We start from the raw sequence: 19959 nt of genomic DNA, 5'->3' as shown, positions 1-19959 counted from the left end.
CGGACAGCGCCCATTTTTGGAAAGGGTACACATGAGTCTGAACATCCACGCCAGCCCGAACAGCTGGCTCCTTGCACGTCATCGTTGGACGCTGATGACGCGCTGCCTTTGGCTGCTGAGCAGCGCCTATGCCGTGGGCGCCCAAGGTGCCGAGAGCGTCGGGTTCAACCCCGCCTTCTTTCCGGATGGCGTGGGCGGCCGGCAGGTCGATATCGCCAAATTCAGCCAGGGCAACGTGGTGCTGCCCGGCAGTTACCGCACCGACGTTTATCTCAATGGCCAGTGGATCGGCCGTGAAACCCTGACGTTCGTCGCGGTCAAGGGCCGGGACGCTGCACAGATGTGCCTGGAGCGCGACGCCGTGCTCAGGTTTGGCATCGACTTGGAGGCGCCACACAATCAACCCGCCGAAGCCGGTCAGGCGCCTATTCCCGCATTCGCCCCCTGCGAAGACATTGCAACCTACCTGCCAGGCAGCACCGCTCAATTCGACTCGGGCGAAAACCGCCTGACGTTGCAGGTTCCACAGATCTACCTGGCGCGTAAAGCGCGCGGGTATGTCGACCCCAAACACTGGGACGGCGGGGTCGATGCGGCGTTTGTGCGCTACAACGCCAACACCTTCACGACGCGTACGAATGGTCGCTCCATCGACTCTCATTACTTGGGCCTGAACACCGGGCTCAACCTGGGTGACTGGCACTGGCGCCACAACGGCAGCTTCAGCCAGACCGATGCCGTCGCGGGCTACCAGAGCAGCAGCACCTATGTGCAGCGCGAATTGAGCCCGTTGCGATCACAGCTGATGGTCGGCGAGATCTATACCCCAGGCCAGCTGTTCGACAGCGTGCGCCTGCGCGGTGCCAGCCTGTTCAGCGATGATCGGATGCTGCCGGATTCCCAGACCGGTTTTGCCCCGGTCGTGCGCGGCATCGCCGAGACCAACGCGCGGGTCACCGTGCGTCAGCGCGGTGTGTTGCTGGATGAAGTGTCGGTCGCGCCTGGCCCGTTCGTGCTCAACGACTTGTTTGCCACCGGCTATGGCGGCGACTTGACTGTCACAGTGACCGAGGCCGACGGCCGTCAGCGCGAATTCATCGTGCCGTTCGCCGCCAACGCCAACCTGTTGCGCACCGGCCATAGCCGCTATTCGCTGAGCGCCGGCCTGCTCGACGAAATCGGCCTGCGTCATCCCCCCAGGCTGATGCAAGCCACTTACCAGCACGGCCTCAGCAACCTGCTGACCGGCTACACCGGCGCTGTGGCGGGTGACGACTATCTGTCGCAGCTGCTGGGGGCGGCGTTCAATACGCCGTATGGCGCACTGTCCCTTGACCTGACCCACTCGAACGCAGCACTACCGGGCCACGGCGCTCGTCAAGGACAAAGCCTGCAGTTGCGCTACAGCAAGAATTTCACCGACACCGGCACCCACTTTGCCCTCGGCGCCTACCGCTACTCCACGCAGGGCTTTCTGAGCGTCGCTGACGCTGCACGGGTTCGCGACCTCGCCATCGACGGCAACAACCTGGATAACGTCTCGCGCCTGCGCGACAGGATGGACATCAGCCTCAACCAAGGCCTGGCGAACGGCACGGTCTACCTGACCGGCTCCTCGCAAAACTACTGGAATCGCAGCAGCGGCAACCTGACCTTCACCACCGGCTACAGCGGCAGTTGGAAGGGCTTGCACTACACCGTCAGTGCCCAGCGCACCAAGGATTTGCTGAGCGAGCGGGTCGACAAACAAGTGGAACTGACCCTGAGCCTGCCCCTGGGCAGCGACGCTCGCGCACCCACCCTGACCACCACCGCCTATCGCGGCGATCAAAGCAGCGGTGATCGGATGAACCTCGGCGGCACCCTGGGCGAACGCAGCCAATTCAGCTACGGCGTGGGCGGCAGTCGCACGCAGGGCAGCAGCAACTCAGTGACCGCCGACATGAAATACCAGGCCAGCCATGGCGTGCTGTCCGCAGGTTTCGGACAAAGCAATGCTTACCGCGCAACCTCCCTCGGCATGACCGGCGGCATCGTCGCCCACGCCGATGGCGTGATTTTCGCCCCGGAACTGGGCGACACCCTTGGCATCGTCCAGGCGCCTGACGCGCAGGGTGCGCGGATCAACGGCAACCACGGCGCCCAGGTCGGCAAGCGCGGTTATGCCGTGGTGCCCCACCTCACTCCCTATCGCCAGAACGTGGTCGAGTTGGACCCCAAGGACCTGTCCGTCGACGTAGAGCTCAAGACCGCCGCGCAAAACGTCGCACCCCGTGCGGGCTCGGTGGTGAAGCTGCAATTCGACACGGTCAGCGGCCAGGCGATCTTGATCACGGCCCTGCGCGAGGACGGTAGCTCGCTGCCGTTCGGTTCGGATGTGTTCGATGAAGACGGCGCCAGCGTCGGCATTGTCGGGCAAGGCGGTAAAGCCTTTGTGCGGGTCTCTCGCCCGCAGGGGCAACTGAAGGTCAAGTGGGGGGGCAATGCCTCTTGCCGGTTGCAATACGGCGTGGGTCCGCAGCGGGGGCCGGAGGGCGGCAACCGATTGCGCCATCTGGACGCAGGCACTTGCCAAGCCGCGGCCAACGGTTGATCAGGTGCGCTCGAACGCCCTATTTCTTACGACGGGACTGAAGATGAAACACTCCATCAAATTCGTTTTGACAGTACTGAGCCTGCCGCTGACCGCCCAAGCGTATTGCGATCGGTATCCAGACTCAACGCTGACCCTCAACCTGCCGGCGACCATCACGGTGCCGGACAGCCTGCCTGACGGAAGCCTCATCACCAGCCAGGCATTCAGCGGTCCTTCTCCGGCCTTCGTCGCCAATTGCCCTGTGGCTGTGCGCCGATGGTATGTCGGGCGATACCCGGACCAGCGATACCCAGGCTCCCTCATCTACCGCACCGAAGTCCCCGGTATTGGCGTACGCATTTCCCTGATGTGGGCCGACGGCGCCAACGAAGCGTTCTTCGCCATTCACACCCAGCCGCCCCAGCAGGTATACGGCAAGATCCCCAGCTACACCTCTGCGACGGCGCACTTTTACAAAATGGGGCCTGTCACAGACGGAACGATCCCGGCCGGAAACCTCTGGGAGCACCGCTGGATACACACCCCAGAGGTTTACCGTCTTGACCTCGGCAACGCGGTGCGCTTTGTCAGGCCCGCCGCCACCTGCGACCTGGCCGCCGGTGACGTCAACCGCACAATCACGCTCCCCACGATACAAGCCAGCGCCTTGAAGGACGTTGTCTACGCGGGCGTACATGACTTCGAGCTGACCGCCCAGTGCAGCGACGCGGCCAACGTCACATTCCGTTTCAGCGGCACCCCGGCGCCGGGCAACCCCCTGCTCTTCGACAACACCGGCACTGCCGGCGGCGTAGACCTGTGGCTGTACTCACGCCTCAACGGCGTGCCCCAGACCATCAGCGCCAACGAGGAACGCACCGTGGCGGTGTCCGGCGACCGCGCGGTCTTGCCACTTAGCGCCGCGTATCACAAAAACGGCACGGTCAGCCAAGGCTCCCTGGCCAGTACCGCCACCGTCAACATCACCTACAACTGAAACCTGAGGAAAACCCGATGTACCTACGCAGCATTCCCCTTCTGTTGGCAATGACCGGCGGGCTCGCCAGCTTCAGCGCCCAGGCCGCGACAACCGGCACCTTGACCTTTGCCGGGCAGGTCGACGCCGGCACCTGCAACCTGGCCGCCGGCGACGAGAACCGCACCCTTACCTTGCCAACCATCAAGATTTCCGACCTGGACGCGACCCCCTCCGCCGGGCAGCTCGATTTCGAGGTCTCCGCCGACTGTGAATCCGATATCCGCAACGTGATCTTCCTGTTTACCGGCACGCCCTCAGCGGGCAATGGCGAGTTATTTGCCAATACCGGTGGCTCGAAAGGCACCGCGCTGTTACTGGCGCATCGCGCACCCGCGCTTTCAACCATCCCGGCCAATGGCACCCCTGACCAGCGCAGCCGAACGGTTGCAACCAGCGGCAACAAAGCTGTCCTTGCGCTTGCAGCGGCTTACCATAAAACCGGTGAAGCCATCACTCAAGGCAGCTTGGCCAGCGCTGTGACCGTGTCTATCACTTACAACTGATACAGACGCAAAAAAATGCCCGGCCTTTGCAGGCCGGGCATTTTTTGTGTCCTGGGAAAAATCAGGACTGACTGGATGGCGTCGGGGTTGCCGGCGTTGCAGTCGGGGTCACAGCAGCAGGGGTCGGTGCGGACACCGAGTTGGCTGTGGAAGCGGTCGGCGCAGTAGCAGGCTTGGCCGCAACAGCAGGCTTGGGTGCTGCTGGTTTTTTTGCTACCGCTGGCTTCTTCGCGGCGGCTGGTTTTGCCGCGGGCTTGGCTGCAGCAGGCTTGGCAGCCGGTTTCGCGGCGGCCGGCTTGGCTGCAGGTTTCGCAGCGGCTGGCTTGGCAGCGGGTTTTGCAGCTGCAGTTTTGGCCGCAGGCTTGGCGGCTGGTTTAGCGGCGGCCTTGGCTGCTGGTTTGGCGGCTGGCTTGGCAGCAGCTTTAGCGGCAACTGGTTTAGCGGCAGGCTTGGCGGCCGGTTTGGCAGCGGCGGTTTTTGCCGCAGGCTTGGCGGCTGGTTTAGCCGCTGCTTTGGCAGGAGCCTTGGCAGCAGGTTTGGCGGCCGCTTTTACCAGAGGCTTGGCGGCCGATTTCGCAGCCGGTTTGGCCGCTGCGGTTTTAGCCGCAGGCTTGGCAGCCGGTTTTGCAGCAGCCGTTTTCGCGGGAGCCACTTTAGCGCCGGTCAGTTTTTCGATTTGCTTGGTCAGGGTATCGACCTTGCTGTGCAGCGTCTTCAGCTCTGCCTTGCTCGGCACGCCCAGTCGCGAAATGGCACTGTTAAGGCGCTTGTCGAAAGTTTCTTCCAACTTGCCCCACGTGTCAGAAATGCTCGACTTGGCGGAGCCGGCAGTTGCCTTGGCGGCTTCAACTTTTTTACCAACCGTGGTTTTGGTCAACTTCTCGGCCTTCTCGCCGTCCTTGACCAAAGTCTCGAAGTATTTGCCGCCGTCACTGCTAACCTTCGAGTACACGCCTAAACCAGCAAGCCAGATCTTACGGGAATATTTTTCAACTTCCCCGACCCACGAGCTGCCTTCTTTCTGAGTAGTCTTTTTAACAGCCATCCCGATGTCTCCTTAGTGTTTACGCGCGACACGTTCTAGCAATGTCGTCAGCTCTTCGAGCTTAGCAGAGAGTGTCTCAACGTCATGTTTAGACGCAATGCCGATTCGATTCAAGGCACTGGCAACGCGAGTATCAAAAGCTTTTTCAACTTTATCCAGCTGAACTTCTACCAGACCTTTGACGGAGGAGACATTACTCTTTACTTGGTCAATCTGACTGTTGGCGGCCTCAAGTTGTTCAACTGCAACTTTTTTACCTTTACTTTCAACATGTTGACCGGTCTTAACCAGCTCTTTGAAGTACTCGCTGCCTTCGCTTCCAACCTTGGCGTAAGCACCAAGTCCTGCCAGCCAGATCTTGCGGGCGTAGGATTTAACCTCGCTCAGGGTAGTGGTCTGGGCGTCGATTTTTTTCTTCAGGATAACTTTGGCCATGGTGCACCTCACGCAGATTAGGGGGGAGGAACGGCCCGCAGGAGTTGAGGGCTTGGGCACAAAGTAGGCTGGAAAATTAGAATCGGCACCCTAAGAACAGACGGATCACACCAAGGCTTTATCCAGGGCTTTTTCGATTTCGGACTTGATGGTGCCACTCATGGCCGACATCAACAGGCCCAGTTCCACATCGATGCGCAACGAATCTTCAGTGACTAATACCGTGCCCTTAACCCCCGAACGCTTGAGGTTCAAGGTATCGCCGGACCACGACGGCTCCAGGCCATATTGCTCTTTGAGTTTGTGCGCCAACTTGTCGGCCTTCGCCCGCGCGCCCTCTTTACCCAGTGAATGTGCGCGCTCAACGGTTATACGGGCCATTGCAATGACTCCTCTTTATAGGGACGTGAATACCTTCGATGCGGCAAAAGGTCTCGGTGACCACCCATCTTACCTGCAGCCTTGCCAAGACAAAGCAGGCCTTGGGGATTATCATGTCCCGCATTCTCTTTTGGTGACAGCGATATGACTGATCAGCGCAAAGGCAGCGATGCCGAACCCACCACTCACTTCGGCTTCAAGAACGTCCCGGAAAGCCAGAAAGCGGAAAAAGTCGCTGAGGTGTTCCACTCGGTCGCGGCCAAGTACGACCTGATGAACGACGTACTGTCGGGCGGCATGCACCGCCTGTGGAAGCGTTTCACCATCGAGTTGTCGGGTGTTCGCCCTGGCAACCGTGTGCTGGACATCGCCGGCGGCACGGGTGACCTGGCGGCCAAGTTCTCCAAGCTGGTGGGCCCGACTGGCCAAGTGGTACTGGCCGACATCAACGGCTCGATGCTCAAGGTCGGGCGCGACCGCCTGCTGGATAAAGGCGTGGCCGGCAATATCGAATTCGTCCAGGCCGACGCAGAAAAACTGCCATTCCCCGACAACCATTTCGACTGCGTCACCATCGCCTTCGGCCTGCGTAACGTTACCCACAAGGAAGACGCGATCCGCTCGATGCTGCGCGTGCTCAAGCCGGGTGGCCGCCTGCTGGTGCTGGAGTTCTCCAAGCCGACCAACGCCATCATGTCCAAGGTCTACGACACCTACTCCTTCGCCTTCATGCCGTTGATGGGCAAGCTGATCACCAATGACGCCGAGAGCTATCGCTACCTGGCCGAATCGATCCGCATGCACCCCGACCAGGAAACCCTGAAGTCGATGATGGTAGAAGCCGGTTTCGACCGCGTGACCTACCACAACATGACCTCGGGTATCGTCGCCCTGCACCGTGGCATCAAGCCCTGATGTTGCTCGCAGGCTTTCTCGCCAGCGTTGAACACGGCCTCAACCGTGTGCTGCGCCTGGACAGCACCGCCCTGGCGCGGCTTGCGCACCTCAATGGCAAAGTGATTGCCGTCGACTGCCGTAGCCCCGCCTTGCAGCTGTTTATCCTGCCCAGCGATGAAGGCCTGATGCTCGCGACCCAGTGGGCCGCCGAAGCCGACTGCACCCTGCGTGCGCCGGCATCGAGCCTGTTGCACCTGGCCCTGAGCCGCAACAAGACCGCCATCCTGCACAGCGCCGAAGTGGAGCTGGAAGGCGACAGTTCGGTGCTGATGGACCTGGCCGCCGTGCTGCAAGACCTGGAACTGGACTGGGAATACGAGCTGTCACGCTGGATCGGCCCCGTCGCCACCCAGTTGATCAGCGGGCACCTGCGCAGTCGTTCGCGCTGGTACCAACAAGGGTTCGCCAGCCTCAACCAGAACCTCGCCGAATACCTGAGCGAAGAATCGCGCACCCTGGTCGGAGAACGGGAAGCGCAAGCGCGCTTTCGTGAACTCGACAAGGCCAAAATCGACCTGGAACGCCTTGAGGCCCGCTTCGAGCGCCTGAGCCGTTCCCTTGATCCAAGCGATAACGCATGAAGCTGCTCGCCGTCCGCCGTTTGTTTCGTATCCAGCGCGTCGTAATCCGCTACCAACTCGATGACCTGCTGTTCGCCCTGCCCCTGCCGTGGTTCCTGCTGGCGGTGCGCTATGTGCTGCCGTGGCGCTGGTTCCCGCGCAAGAAGCTGGAGCTCAGCCGTGGCGCGCGCCTGCGCCTGGCGTTGCAGGACCTGGGGCCGATCTTCATCAAGTTCGGACAGATCCTCTCGACCCGCCGCGACTTGCTGCCTGAAGACATCGCCGACGAGCTGATGCTGCTGCAGGACCGCGTACCGCCGTTCGACTCCCAACAGTCGATGGCGCTGATCGAAGAACAATTGGGCAAGAAGATCAGCGAAGTCTTCAGCCGCTTTGACGTCGAGCCTCTCGCGTCGGCCTCCGTGGCCCAAGTGCACGCGGCGCAGCTCAAGACTGGCGAAGAAGTGGTGGTGAAAGTGATCCGCCCCGGCCTCAAGCCGATCATCGGCCAGGACCTGGCGTGGCTGTTCATCCTCGCCCGCGCCGCCGAGCGTTTCTCGGCCGATGCGCGCCTGCTGCACCCGGTGGATGTGGTCGCCGACTACGAAAAAACCATCTACGACGAACTCGACCTGCTGCGCGAAGCCGCCAATGCCAGCCAGCTCAAGCGCAACTTCGAAGGCTCGCCCCTGCTGTACGTGCCGCAAGTGTATTGGGACTGGTGCCGCCCGAAAGTGCTGGTGATGGAGCGCATCTACGGCGTGCAGGTCACCGACCTCGCAACCCTGGCAGACCAGCGCACCGACATGAAGATGCTCGCCGAGCGCGGCGTGGAGATCTTCTTCACCCAGGTGTTCCGCGACAGTTTCTTCCACGCCGACATGCACCCCGGCAACATCTTCGTCAGCACCGTGAACCCGTGGAGCCCGCAGTACATTGCGATCGACTGCGGCATCGTCGGCAGCCTGACCCCGGAAGACCAGGACTACCTAGCGCGCAACCTGTTCGCCTTCTTCAAGCGCGACTACCGCCGCGTGGCGCAGTTGCACATTGATTCGGGCTGGGTGCCGGCAGAAACCAAGCTCAACGAATTCGAAGCGGCGATCCGCACCGTGTGCGAGCCAATCTTTGAAAAACCGTTAAAAGATATTTCCTTCGGCCAGGTGTTGATGCGCCTGTTCCAGACCGCGCGACGCTTCAACATGGAAGTGCAACCGCAGTTGGTTTTGCTGCAAAAAACCCTGCTGAACATCGAAGGCCTGGGCCGCCAGTTGTATCCTGACCTTGACCTGTGGAACACCGCCCAGCCGTTCCTCGAACGCTGGATGCGCGAGCGTATGAGCCCGAAAACCGTGCTGGGCAACCTGCATAGCCAGATGGAACAACTGCCGCACCTGGCCAACATGACCCGCGACCTGCTGGAGCGCATGTCCCAGCCCCACGCCAAGGACCCGGCGCCGCCCTGGAAGCAGCGCAAGGACGACTGGTTCCTGCGCCTGCTGGGCGCTGCGCACCTGGTCGGCGGGGTGATGCTGGCCATCGGTGGCCCGCTGAACCAACTGGGCCACTGGCCGGCTGGCATCATGGTCGCCGTGGGTGTTTATCTGATCGTGCGTCGATAGCCAATCCGGTTATACACTGTCGCAAATTGCCGGAGCCGAACATGAAAGACTGGCTGGACGAGATCAAGTGGGACAGTGACGGCCTGGTGCCGGCCATTGCCCAAGACTACAAGACCGGGCGCGTGCTGATGATGGCCTGGATGAACCGCGAGGCCCTGAGCCTCACCGCCACTGAGCAGCGCGCCATCTACTGGTCACGCTCGCGTGGCAAACTGTGGCGCAAGGGCGAAGAGTCCGGGCACGTGCAGACCCTGCACGAGATGCGCATCGACTGCGACGCCGACGTGGTGATCCTCAAGGTTGAGCAGATCGGCGACATCGCCTGCCACACCGGCCGTCACAGTTGCTTCTATCGCGTGTTCGAGAACGGCGAATGGAAGACCGTCGAGCCGGTGCTCAAAGACCCGCACGCCATCTACTCGGCAGGACACTAGACATGAGCGATACCCTGAACCGCGTGGCCCAGGTGCTGGAAGACCGCAAAGGCGCGGATGCCGACAGTTCCTACGTCGCCAGCCTGTACCACAAGGGCTTGAACAAGATCCTGGAAAAGCTCGGCGAAGAATCCGTCGAGACCATCATTGCAGCCAAGGACGCGCAAATCAGCGGTGATTACAGCGATGTAATCTACGAGACCGCTGACTTGTGGTTCCATAGCCTGGTCATGCTCGCCCAACTGGGGCAGCATCCGCAGGCTGTGCTGGATGAACTGGACCGACGCTTCGGCTTGTCCGGGCATGCCGAGAAAGCCTCGCGCCCGTCCGCCTGAATAACTAAGACTTGAGGATTTGCAGCATGGGCATTTTTGACTGGAAACACTGGATCGTCATTCTGGTGGTGGTGGTACTGGTGTTCGGCACCAAGAAACTCAAAAACCTGGGCACCGATGTGGGCGAGTCGATCAAGGGCTTCCGCAAGGCCATGAACGACGACGAAAAACCGGCCGACCCGGCCGCCAACCCAGTGCCTCCGGCGCAGCCTGTGCACCCGCAGGCCACCCAGCCGATCACCGAGCGTCGCACCTTCGACGTGCAGGCTGAGAAAGTCGAAGAGCCGACCCGCAAAGACTCGTGAGCACTGACTAATGTTTGGTATCAGCTTCTCTGAACTGCTGCTCGTCGGCCTCGTGGCCCTGCTGGTACTGGGGCCGGAACGCCTGCCCGGTGCAGCACGCACGGCCGCCCTGTGGATCGGGCGCCTGAAACGCAGTTTCAACGCAATCAAACAGGAAGTTGAACGGGAAATCGGTGCGGACGAGATCCGCCGGCAACTGCACAACGAGCACATCCTGTCGTTGGAGCAGGAGGCCCGGAAGATTCTGTCGCCGGTGCAGGAGCCCGCCAAACCGGCGGAGCCTGTGCCTGAAAACAGCATTGCACCGGTTGCCGAAGCCGCCCCCGTGGCACCGACCGCGCCCACCGAGCCTGCGCCGACGCCCACCGCGTCGCCCGCGCCCCATGACCCTACATTGCCGCCGCGAGCCCCATGAGCGCTGATAAACCGGAAAACGACCAGCATATGCCGCTGGTCTCGCACCTCACCGAGCTGCGTACCCGCCTGCTGCGTTGCGTAGCGGCCATCTTCATCATCTTTGCCGGGTTGTTCGCCTTTACCCAGCAGATCTACACCTTCGTCTCCACGCCGCTGCGCCAATACCTGCCGGCCGGTGCGACGATGATCGCCACCGACGTGTCGTCGCCGTTCCTCACGCCGTTGAAGCTGACCATGATGGTCTCGCTGTTCCTGGCGATCCCGGTGATCCTGCATCAGATCTGGGGCTTTATCGCGCCGGGCCTGTACAAGCATGAGAAGCGCATCGCCGTGCCGCTGCTGGTGTCGAGCATCCTGCTGTTCTACACCGGCATGGCGTTCGCCTACTTCCTGGTGTTCCCGCTGATCTTCAAGTTCTTCGCCGCCGCCACCCCGGCCGGCGTGGAAATGATGACCGACATCACCAGCTACCTCGACTTTGTGATGACGCTGTTCTTCGCCTTTGGCGTGGCCTTCGAAATCCCGGTAGCCGTGGTGCTGCTGGTATGGATCGGCGTGGTCAACGTGGCGTACCTGAAGAAAATCCGCCCGTACGTGATCATCGGCTGCTTCGTGGTCGGCATGATCCTTACGCCGCCGGACATCTTCTCCCAGACCCTTCTGGCCGTGCCGATGTGGATGCTGTTCGAGATCGGCATCCTGTTCAGCGGCTTGATCAGCAAGCGCGGCGAACACCCGGATGACCAACCCGACGACGACCAGCCGCCAGCGACCCAGCCGTGAACCTGCTGCTCCTCGAAGAGGCCGACTTCATCGCGGCCGACCGTGTGGTGCTGCGTGATCGGCGCCTGGTGCACATGCAGGAAGTCCATCGCGCCGCCGTCGGCGACAGCCTGCGCGTCGGCCGCATCGGCGGGCTGATGGGCAATGCGCAACTGCTGCGCCTGGAAGCCACCGAAGCCGAGCTGCAAGTGAGCTTCGACCAGCCGCCACCGGCCAAATTACCGCTAACCCTGCTGCTGGCCCTGCCACGCCCGAAGATGCTGCGTCGGGTGCTGCAAACCGTGGCCGCCATGGGCGTGCCTAAGGTGGTGCTGGTGAACAGTTACCGCGTCGAAAAAAGCTTCTGGCAAACCCCGTTCCTGGAACCTGAAGCGATTCGCGAGCAACTGATCCTCGGCCTGGAACAGGCGCGGGACACGATGCTGCCCGAGATCATCATCGAAAAACGCTTCAAGCCGTTCGTCGAAGACCGCCTGCCAGCCATGACCGCCGGCACCCTGGGCCTGATCGGTCATCCCGGTGATTACCCGGCCTGCCCGCGTGGGCTGGACCAGCCGGTTACCCTGGCGATCGGCCCGGAAGGTGGCTGGATCCCCTATGAAGTGGACCTGCTGACCAAGGCCGGCTTGCAGCCGGTACAACTCGGCGCCCGCATCCTGCGCGTCGAAACTGCCGTCACCGCCCTGCTCGCCCGCTTGTTCTAACCCCGCTTACTCCGGATGGATGGGCTTTTTGTGGTGAGCGGGCTTGCCCCGCGCTGGGCTGCGCAGCGGCCCCAACAAGGACGCCGCAGTGTATCAGCAAGACCGCGATGCCTGGGTTTAGGGCGGCTCCGCCACCCAGCGCGGGGCAAGCCCGCTCACCACACAAACCCTCTCCGACATTCGACCTTGTTGCTACAGAACTCACCTACGCTGCCGATAAGCTCTTAATAAGTCCAAGCCTTGTTTCAGGGGAGTTCGCAGCATGTATCGTTGGTTAGCCGAAAAGCTGGGGAATGTGGGTGTCAATCGCAAGCTGGGCGTAGGTTTTGGCTTGGTGTTGATCCTGACGTTGTTGATCACCTTCACCGGCTGGACCGGCCTGGGCGACGTGATCAGTCGCGGTGACAAGCTGGGCTATATCTCCAGCCTCAACGGCCTGACCAAGGACTTGCGCCTGGCACGCCTGGACTTCGAAATGCGGCGCGGCGAACAAGGCACCGACGCGGTCAACAACTTGATCACCAAACTGGACAGTGGCCTGAAAACCGCCGCCGACCTGATCGAGCAACCCGACGACAAGGCCCTTGTGGAACAGCAACAAGACGCCCTGAACCAATACAAAAAAGCCTTTGCCGCCATGGTCCAGGCCGGGCTCAAGCGCGAAGGTGCCCGCAGCAAACTGGGCGACACCGCCGACAACGCCGTGGAAAAAGTCAGCGAGGTCGAAAAAAGCCTGCTGCAAGGCGACAGCGTCACCCTGTTCAACAGCGTGGTCGACCTGAGCAAACTGATTCAGCAAGCGCGTTTCCAGGTGCGCGGCTACACCTACAGCGCCAAGGTCGAGGCTGAACAGCCGGCCCTCGATGCGATTGATAACGCCATCAAGAAGATCACCGAACTGGAAGGCCAACTGCCCACGCAGTACCAGACCAACCTGCAGCAGGCCAGCACCTCGCTGCAGGCCTACCGCGCGGCCGTCAGCCAGTACCGTGACTCACAGACCGCTGCCGCCGAGGCGCTGAAAATCATGAGCGCCCAGGGTGACATCCTGCAGGCCCACAGCGAAAAACTCACCACCTCGCAAACCGTGGTGCGCGACACCGACGCCGCGCAGGCCAAACAACTCCTGCTGCTGGCGACCGTGTTGGCGCTGATCTTCGGCCTGGTGGCCGCCTGGGCGATCACGCGCCAGATCGTCATCCCGCTGAACCAGACTCTCAAGGTGGCCGAGCGCGTCGCCTCCGGTGACCTGAGCCACAACCTGACCTCCACGCGCCAGGACGAACTGGGCCAACTGCAACGGGCCATGCAAAGCATGACCGTCGGCCTGCGCGAGCTGATCGGTGGTATCAGCGACGGTGTCACCCAGATCGCCAGCGCCGCCGAGCAACTGTCGGCCGTGACCGAACAGACCAGCGCCGGGGTCAACAGCCAGAAGGTCGAGACCGACCAGGTCGCCACCGCCATGAACGAAATGACCGCGACCGTGCAGGAAGTGGCACGCAACGCCGAGGAGGCCTCCGAAGCCGCCGTGGCGGCTGACCAGCAGGCCCGTGAAGGCGACAAGGTGGTCGGCGAAGCCATCGCTCAGATCGAACGCCTGGCCACCGAAGTGGGCAACTCCACGGTCGCCATGGGTGACCTGAAGCGCGAAAGCGACAAGATCGGCAGCGTGCTCGACGTGATCAAGTCCGTGGCCCAGCAAACCAACCTGCTGGCCCTCAACGCCGCGATTGAAGCCGCGCGCGCCGGTGAAGCCGGGCGTGGCTTCGCCGTGGTGGCGGACGAAGTGCGCAGCCTGGCCCAGCGCACCCAGAAGTCCACCGAAGAGATCGAAGAGCTGATCGTCGGCCTGCAAAGCGGCACTCAGCAGGTGGCGACCATCATGGACAACAGCCGTGGCTTGACCGACAGCAGCGTCGAACTGACCCGCCGCGCCGGCAGCGCCTTGGCGAGTATCACCCGCACGGTCTCAACCATCCAGGCGATGAACTCACAGATCGCCACGGCCGCCGAGCAACAAAGCGCAGTGGCGGAAGAGATCAACCGCAGCGTGTTGAACGTGCGCGATGTGTCGGAACAGACCTCGTCGGCCAGTGAAGAAACCGCTGCATCCAGTGCCGAGCTGGCCCGCTTGGGGATTTACCTGCAAACGCTGGTGGGGCGTTTCCGGATCTGATCCAAAATTTGTGAAACGTCCTACGTAGTTATCAGCCCAGCGTTACACCGAATCGAATTAGCGTTTCCTTTGTTGCGAAACGCTTCTTCAGATTCGGAGGTTCATCATGTTTTCTCGGCTGACCCGCTTGCTGGTCAATGCCAGCGTCCGCCTCAAGCTCGCACTGGGTTTTGGTCAGGTGCTGATCCTCAGCTTCATCATCGCCATGACCGGCTGGCAAGCCTTGAATGCCGTGCTATTTCGTTCGGGCAACCTGACCGAGCTGGGCAAGCTGGCCGCGGTGGCAGAAGCCATGCGCGCCGACCGTATCGTGTACCGCACCCTGACGGACACCGCCAGCCTAAGCAAAATGAAATTGCAGATCGAAAAAATCGACCAGCACCTCGACTACCTGCAAAACCACCTGAAAGACACAGCCGACCTGCAACGTATCCAGGAAGCGAAGGGTTTGGTGGTCAGCTTCAAAACGGCACTCGTTGAACTGTCGCCGCTGATCGAACAACGCGAAACCACCCGGCCTGTGCTGCGCAAATCCGCCCTACAAGCCAGCGACACCCTCGCCCAATTAGCCAGTGAACTACCCGACCAGCAGGATCAAAAAGCACTCGATGCCATCGAGAACCTGCGGCAAACCATGGAACAAGCTGAAGAGCGTGCCCGCAGCCCTGCCTGGGCTGCCGAATCGCTAAAAGCCTATGTCGAAGTGCTCGGTACAACACTCGATGCTCTGGACATCGCTCAAGCCGCCGTCACGGAGCTGCCCGTGGACTCGGCCCTGCTCAAAACCGACCTGGCCAATTATCGCGCGCAGTTACTGGCGCTGAAGGACGCTCAAGTCACGACTGAAACCGTGCAGAACCGCTTCGAGCAACAACTCAACCAGTTGCTCGAAAAAACCGACCGGGTGAGCGAGGGGCAAATCGTCAAGCGTGACGGTGAGGCGCAACAGACTCGCCTGTTGCTGGTGAGCGTCACGGTTGCCGCACTGTTGCTGGGTGCGCTGGCGGCCTGGTGGATCGCCCGGCAAATCGCCCTACCGTTGCGTCAGGCCTTGGCCGCGGCGAACCGCATCGCCGAGGGCAACCTGAGCGACAACCTGGTGGTGGAGCGTCGGGATGAACTCGGCCAACTTCAGCAAAGCATCGCGCAAATGTCTCGCAACCTGCGCAGTTTGATCAGCGGCATCGGCGACAGCGCCCGGCAGATCGCCAGCGCGGCCACCCAGCTCTCCACCGTCACCGAACAGACCCGCGCCGGGGTCAGTAACCAAAGGGACGAAACCGACCAGGTGGCCACCGCGATGAATGAAATGCTCGCCACTGCCCAGGAGGTCGCGCGACATGCCGAACAAGCCTCGGCGGCGGCCAGGGAGGCCGATGAACAAGCCACGGCTGGCGACAAGGTTGTCGGGCAGGCCGTCGAGCAGATTGGTCATCTGGCCCACGAAATGGCGCGCGCCGGCCAGGCGATGATTGCACTGCAACAGGAGAGCCAAAAGATCGGCGGCGTGCTGGACGTGATCAAGTCCGTGTCGCAGCAGACCAACTTGCTGGCGTTGAACGCCGCCATTGAAGCCGCGCGGGCTGGCTCGGCAGGCGAAGGGTTTGCCGTGGTCGCAGACGAAGTGCGCAGCCTGGCTTTACGCACGCAGGCATCCGCTGAAGAGATCGAAGGGCTGATACTCGGATTGCACACCGGCACCCAGCAGGTGGCCGATATCATGGACGGCAGCCGCGCCCTGACTGACTACAGCGTCGACCTGAGCCGTGATGCAGGCGATGCACTCGCGGCGATTATCCGCACGGTGTCGATCATCCAGGAAATGAACCCGCAGATCGCCGCTGCCGCCGAGGAGCAGAGCGCGGTGGCGCAAGAGATCAATCGCAGTGTGTTGAAGGTGCGCGATGTGTCCGAACAAACTGCCGCCGCCAGTGAGGAGACGGCGGCGGCGAGTGTTCAACTAACCCGGCTGAGCCTGGATCTACAAGCGCTGGTGGGCAAATTCAGGTTATAGGACCTGACGCAGGAAAGCTTGGGCCCGTGGGTCTTTCGGCGCATCGAAAAACGCAGCCGGGGCGGCGTCTTCCAGCAGTTTGCCATGATCGAAAAACAGCACGCGGTCAGCCACTTCACGGGCAAAGCCCATTTCGTGGGTAACGCAGACCATGGTCATGCCTTCCAGGGCCAGGGTCTTCATCACGTCCAGCACTTCGCCGACCATTTCCGGGTCCAGCGCCGAGGTGGGCTCGTCGAACAGCATGACCTTGGGGTCCATCGCCAGGGCCCTGGCAATCGCGACGCGCTGCTGTTGGCCACCGGACAAGCGTGATGGAAACTCATTGGCCTTCTGTGCAATTCCGACCTTTTCCAGCAACGCCAGGGCTTTGGCCTCGCGCTCTTTCTTGCTGCGCTTGCGCACGACTTTCTGCGCCAGGCACAGGTTTTCCAGCACCGTCATGTGGGGGAACAGGTTGAAATGCTGGAACACCATGCCGACTTCGCGGCGATAGGCATTCACGTCGGTCTTCGGGTCGGCCAGTTGCAGGCCGTCGATGCTCACCGAGCCCGAGTCAAATTCTTCCAGGCCATTGAGGCAGCGCAAGAAGGTGGACTTGCCGGAGCCGGACGGGCCGATCACCACCAGCACTTCACCCTTGGCCACCTGGGTGGTCACGTTGTCGACCGCGCGGACCACCTGCCCACGGGTGTCGAAGACTTTTACCAGATCGCGGACTTCAATCACTTTGCGCGAGCCTCCGCTCAAGCCGGCTGGCCATTTTCGACAGCGGCAGGTTGATCAGCAGGTACAGGCCTGCGACGCAGAACAGGATTTCAAAAGGCGAGAACGAGGTGGTGATCACCTCACGGCCGCTCTTGAGCAATTCGGTAATCGCAATCACCGAGACCAGCGAAGTGTCTTTCACCAGGCTGATAAATTGCCCAGCCAATGGCGGCAGCACGCGCTTGAACGCCTGCGGCAATACCACATGGCGCATTGACTGGCTCGCGCTCAGGCCCAAGGACCGCGCGGCTTCGTTCTGGCCACGGGTAATGGACTGCACGCCAGCGCGGACGATTTCCGCCACGTAGGCGCCGGTGAACAGCGACAGCGCGGCGATCCCGGCAAATTCACGGGACAGGTTGAGCACCGTTCCGATAAAGAAGTAGAAAATGAAGATCTGCACCAATAGCGGCGTGCCGCGTACCAGTTCGACGTAGATCGTCGACAAATCTCGTAAGGTCGGGTTGCTGGACAAGCGGCACAGCCCGGTCGCCAGGCCGATGATCAAGCCAAGGATGCCAGAGACAACAGACAGCCACAGTGTGGTCCACAAACCCCACATCAGTGGGCCCAACGCCCAATGGCGGGTCACGCCGACCACATCGCCTTCGGCCACATCGTCGCCACGCGCCACTTGCAGGCTGTTGTCGGCAACGGTCAGCTTTTGCTCGGCGCCCGCGTCGTTGCGCAAGGTCACTTCGGCGATATCGCCTTTGCGTACCAACTCGACGACCGTGGAGATATCAGCGGCGCGCTGGGACGTTTCAGCCTGGTAGGCGAAGTATTGCGGTACACGGTTCCAGCGCCACTCGTAGGACATCAGCGACGTGGCGTAGTACAAGGCGCCAGCCAGGCCGACCAGCACGACCACGGTCAGCAGGTGCCAGGGCCATTGGGCTTTTTTCTGTTTCATTACTCAACATCCAAAAAAGTCTAAGGCAAACGCCTTTGTGTAGTGAGCGGGCTTGTCGAATCGTCGCACCGCCCGCTCACTACAAACCAGCCTTATTCCATGTCCTTGAGCCACTCGGAGCTCTTGAACCACTTGTCATGGATGCGATCGTAGGTGCCGTCGTTGCGGATCTGGTGCAGGAAGTTGTTGATGAAGTTGATGCTGTCGTAGTCGCCTTTCTTCAGGCCGAACGCCAAAGGTTCGAAGGTGAAGGGTTCTTCGAGGTACACCAGCTTGCCGTTACCGACCTTTTTCTCGGCCACAACGTTGTACGGCGCGTCATACACAAAGGCATCGGCCTTGCCGTTGACCACATCCAGCACGCCTTCCTGCTCGTTGTCATAGCCGTGGTACTTGGCCTTGGAGATCAGCTTCTTGGCCACCATTTCGCCGGTGGTACCGAGCTTGGAGGTCAGGCGGTATTTCTCGTCGTTCAGGTCTTTGTAGGACTTGATGGTGCCTTCCAGTTCCTTGCGGATCAGCAGGGTCTGGCCGACCACGATGAAGGGTTCGCTGAAGTTCAGGCGCAGGTTGCGTTCCTGGGTCAGGGTCATGCCGCTGCCGATCATGTCGAACTTGTTGGTCAGCAGGGCCGGGATGATGCCGTCGTAGCCGGTGGAGATTGGCTCGAACTTGACGCCCATGGACTTGGCCATGGCCTTGAGGATGTCCACTTCGAAACCGATGATTTCGCCGCGTTTGTTGGTCATCTGGAACGGCATGTAGGTCGGGTCCATGCCGACTTTCAGCGTGCCGCGCTTGACCGCATCATCGATGGCGCCGGCCTGGGCCGCATTGACCGCGACCAGCGCGGTGACGCCAAGCAGCAGCATCGAAAGATACTTTTTCATCATCAAGTCCCCTGAACGATTCTTATGAGGTCGGCGCGCAAACGGGCTGCACCATTTCGGGGTGCGATCCTAACCCACTCGCCTGCTGTCACAAAGGTTTCACGGCTATTTGTTGTCGGCGTATGTCGGAAAAGCCCCACAACCGCGCAGCAAAGGGCAGATGTAGACACATGCAAGGTCGATGGAAGCAACGGTTTGATATGTAAGCAGTTATGACTTTCAGTCGATCTCCGCCAGCCAGGCGGTGTCTTTAAACCACTTATCGTGAAGACGATCGTAGGTGCCGTCCTGGGCAATCTGGTTGAGAAAATGATTGATCCAGTTGAGGCTGTCGAAATCGCCTTTTTTCAAGCCAAACGCCAGCGGTTCAAACGTGAAAGGTTGCTCGAGCGCCAGTAGCGTGGTGTTTTCCGGGCGGTTCAGGGCGATCAGGTTGTAGGGCGCGTCATAAATAAAAGCATCTGCCTTGCCCTGTACCACTTGGCGTACTCCTTCCTCCGGTGTTGAGAAGCTGCTGAGTCGGGCCGCCCCTAGAAACCGTCGCGCCGCCAGCTCACCGGTGGTGCCTTCGGTGGTGGCGATCCGGTAGCTGGCGTCGTCCAGGTCTTCGACACTGCTGACCTTGCCCGCCAGGCTCGGATGCAACAGTACGGACTGGCCGACCACAATGAACGAGTCGCTGAAATTCAGCTTGAGGTTGCGCTCCTGGGTGACCGTCATGCCGCTGCCGATCAGGTCGAATTTCTTCGCCTGCAACCCCGCCACCAGCTCGGTGTAGGGCACTGCGACCAACTCAAGTTCCACACCCAGTGCTTGGCTCATGACCTTGAGCAGGTCGATTTCAAAGCCGATGATTCGCCCCTGTTTGTCGGTCATTTCGAAGGGCACATAGGTGGGTGTGGTGCCGACCTTCAGCACGCCGCGTCGAACGGCGTCGTCAATCGCGCCGGCCTGCGCCAACCCCATGTGAATCAATGCGGCAGCGCTTAGCAGCAGCGCCAAACAATAGCCTTTGCTCATGAATACCCCTGTGGCAAGTCCAAATCCGGGGCGATGCTAACTCAGTCACGGGCACGGCAATATGCCTCGGACGAGGGACT

At 61.1% G+C, this 19959-nt stretch carries 21 protein-coding genes and 1 pseudogene; 15 read left to right on the top strand and 7 right to left on the bottom strand.

Going from position 1 to position 19959, the window contains the following annotated elements; all coding sequences use genetic code 11:
* The first annotated feature begins 31 nt into the window (after nucleotides 1-31).
* Genes AYR47_RS09120 through AYR47_RS09110 form a run of 3 tightly spaced genes read left to right on the top strand, consistent with a single transcriptional unit; the run spans nucleotide 32 to nucleotide 4117 of the window.
* Nucleotides 32-2593 (top strand): fimbria/pilus outer membrane usher protein, encoded by a 2562-nt coding sequence (locus AYR47_RS09120; protein WP_061434975.1) that lies wholly within the window; start codon nucleotides 32-34, stop codon nucleotides 2591-2593.
* A 43-nt stretch (nucleotides 2594-2636) separates the two neighbouring features.
* Nucleotides 2637-3572, top strand: a complete 936-nt coding sequence (locus tag AYR47_RS09115) for a fimbrial protein (RefSeq protein WP_061434974.1) — start codon at nucleotides 2637-2639, stop codon at nucleotides 3570-3572.
* Between the two features lie 17 nt (nucleotides 3573-3589).
* Nucleotides 3590-4117 (top strand): fimbrial protein, encoded by a 528-nt coding sequence (locus tag AYR47_RS09110; protein WP_038844790.1) that lies wholly within the window; start codon nucleotides 3590-3592, stop codon nucleotides 4115-4117.
* Between the two features lie 61 nt (nucleotides 4118-4178).
* Here the strand turns inward: AYR47_RS09110 and AYR47_RS09105 are convergent, their stop codons facing one another.
* From AYR47_RS09105 to AYR47_RS09095, 3 genes are all read right to left on the bottom strand, one after another.
* Nucleotides 4179-5162 (bottom strand): phasin family protein, encoded by a 984-nt coding sequence (locus AYR47_RS09105; RefSeq protein WP_061434973.1) that lies wholly within the window; start codon nucleotides 5160-5162, stop codon nucleotides 4179-4181.
* A gap of 12 nt (nucleotides 5163-5174) precedes the next feature.
* Nucleotides 5175-5597 carry a phasin family protein gene (locus AYR47_RS09100; protein ID WP_061434972.1) on the bottom strand — a complete coding sequence of 141 codons (423 nt, stop codon included), beginning with the start codon at nucleotides 5595-5597 and terminating at the stop codon, nucleotides 5175-5177.
* 105 nt (nucleotides 5598-5702) lie between these two features.
* Nucleotides 5703-5978: a polyhydroxyalkanoic acid system family protein gene (locus AYR47_RS09095; RefSeq protein ID WP_033897739.1), complete on the bottom strand. Its 276-nt coding sequence runs from the start codon at nucleotides 5976-5978 to the stop codon at nucleotides 5703-5705.
* Between the two features lie 144 nt (nucleotides 5979-6122).
* Here AYR47_RS09095 and ubiE point away from each other — a divergent pair, with 144 nt between their 5' ends.
* The 12 genes and pseudogenes from ubiE (at nucleotide 6123) to AYR47_RS09040 (ending at nucleotide 16288) form a co-directional block, all read left to right on the top strand.
* The gene (gene ubiE, locus AYR47_RS09090; protein WP_033897738.1) at nucleotides 6123-6893 is read left to right on the top strand and encodes a bifunctional demethylmenaquinone methyltransferase/2-methoxy-6-polyprenyl-1,4-benzoquinol methylase UbiE; all 771 of its coding nucleotides are present in this window, start codon (nucleotides 6123-6125) and stop codon (nucleotides 6891-6893) included.
* Entirely contained in the window at nucleotides 6893-7516 is a 624-nt protein-coding gene (locus AYR47_RS09085; protein ID WP_033897737.1) for a ubiquinone biosynthesis accessory factor UbiJ, read from the top strand. The genes ubiE and AYR47_RS09085 overlap by 1 nt, the downstream gene beginning before the upstream one ends.
* Nucleotides 7513-9117, top strand: coding sequence for a ubiquinone biosynthesis regulatory protein kinase UbiB (gene ubiB, locus AYR47_RS09080; protein WP_033897736.1), 1605 nt, complete (start codon nucleotides 7513-7515; stop codon nucleotides 9115-9117). The genes AYR47_RS09085 and ubiB overlap by 4 nt, the downstream gene beginning before the upstream one ends.
* Before the next feature lie 41 nt (nucleotides 9118-9158).
* Nucleotides 9159-9551: a phosphoribosyl-AMP cyclohydrolase gene (hisI, locus tag AYR47_RS09075; RefSeq protein ID WP_032890216.1), complete on the top strand. Its 393-nt coding sequence runs from the start codon at nucleotides 9159-9161 to the stop codon at nucleotides 9549-9551.
* 2 nt (nucleotides 9552-9553) lie between these two features.
* Nucleotides 9554-9886, top strand: coding sequence for a phosphoribosyl-ATP diphosphatase (locus AYR47_RS09070; protein ID WP_003187881.1), 333 nt, complete (start codon nucleotides 9554-9556; stop codon nucleotides 9884-9886).
* A gap of 26 nt (nucleotides 9887-9912) precedes the next feature.
* Nucleotides 9913-10191, top strand: a complete 279-nt coding sequence (locus AYR47_RS09065) for a twin-arginine translocase TatA/TatE family subunit (protein WP_003171180.1) — start codon at nucleotides 9913-9915, stop codon at nucleotides 10189-10191.
* A 10-nt stretch (nucleotides 10192-10201) separates the two neighbouring features.
* Nucleotides 10202-10606, top strand: a complete 405-nt coding sequence (gene tatB / locus AYR47_RS09060) for a Sec-independent protein translocase protein TatB (RefSeq protein WP_061434971.1) — start codon at nucleotides 10202-10204, stop codon at nucleotides 10604-10606.
* Nucleotides 10603-11391 (top strand): twin-arginine translocase subunit TatC, encoded by a 789-nt coding sequence (gene tatC, locus AYR47_RS09055; RefSeq protein WP_010213805.1) that lies wholly within the window; start codon nucleotides 10603-10605, stop codon nucleotides 11389-11391. The genes tatB and tatC overlap by 4 nt, the downstream gene beginning before the upstream one ends.
* Complete coding sequence (locus AYR47_RS09050; protein ID WP_061434969.1) at nucleotides 11388-12095, top strand: 16S rRNA (uracil(1498)-N(3))-methyltransferase; 708 nt, start codon at nucleotides 11388-11390, stop codon at nucleotides 12093-12095. The genes tatC and AYR47_RS09050 overlap by 4 nt, the downstream gene beginning before the upstream one ends.
* Before the next feature lie 262 nt (nucleotides 12096-12357).
* Nucleotides 12358-13368, top strand: a pseudogene (locus AYR47_RS33350) (methyl-accepting chemotaxis protein); the annotation flags it as partial.
* A 33-nt stretch (nucleotides 13369-13401) separates the two neighbouring features.
* Nucleotides 13402-14274 (top strand): methyl-accepting chemotaxis protein, encoded by an 873-nt coding sequence (locus AYR47_RS33345; RefSeq protein ID WP_420492059.1) that lies wholly within the window; start codon nucleotides 13402-13404, stop codon nucleotides 14272-14274.
* Nucleotides 14275-14380: 106 nt separating this feature from the next.
* Nucleotides 14381-16288: a methyl-accepting chemotaxis protein gene (locus AYR47_RS09040; protein WP_033897731.1), complete on the top strand. Its 1908-nt coding sequence runs from the start codon at nucleotides 14381-14383 to the stop codon at nucleotides 16286-16288.
* Here the strand turns inward: AYR47_RS09040 and AYR47_RS09035 are convergent.
* The 4 genes from AYR47_RS09035 to AYR47_RS09020 form a co-directional block, all read right to left on the bottom strand.
* Entirely contained in the window at nucleotides 16283-17017 is a 735-nt protein-coding gene (locus AYR47_RS09035) for an amino acid ABC transporter ATP-binding protein (protein WP_033897730.1), read from the bottom strand. The genes AYR47_RS09040 and AYR47_RS09035 overlap by 6 nt on opposite strands.
* The gene (locus AYR47_RS09030) at nucleotides 17010-17969 is read right to left on the bottom strand and encodes an amino acid ABC transporter permease (protein ID WP_061434965.1); all 960 of its coding nucleotides are present in this window, start codon (nucleotides 17967-17969) and stop codon (nucleotides 17010-17012) included. The genes AYR47_RS09035 and AYR47_RS09030 overlap by 8 nt, the downstream gene beginning before the upstream one ends.
* A 92-nt stretch (nucleotides 17970-18061) precedes the next feature.
* Nucleotides 18062-18859, bottom strand: coding sequence for a transporter substrate-binding domain-containing protein (locus AYR47_RS09025; protein ID WP_025999974.1), 798 nt, complete (start codon nucleotides 18857-18859; stop codon nucleotides 18062-18064).
* Between the two features lie 219 nt (nucleotides 18860-19078).
* Nucleotides 19079-19879: a transporter substrate-binding domain-containing protein gene (locus AYR47_RS09020; RefSeq protein ID WP_061434964.1), complete on the bottom strand. Its 801-nt coding sequence runs from the start codon at nucleotides 19877-19879 to the stop codon at nucleotides 19079-19081.
* Nucleotides 19880-19959: the final 80 nt, after the last annotated feature.

The sequence above is a fragment of the Pseudomonas azotoformans genome, assembly GCF_001579805.1.
Classification (GTDB): domain Bacteria; phylum Pseudomonadota; class Gammaproteobacteria; order Pseudomonadales; family Pseudomonadaceae; genus Aquipseudomonas; species Aquipseudomonas azotoformans_A.
Note: the sequence above shows the minus strand (reverse complement) of the source record. Positions and strands in the feature narration are given on the sequence as shown.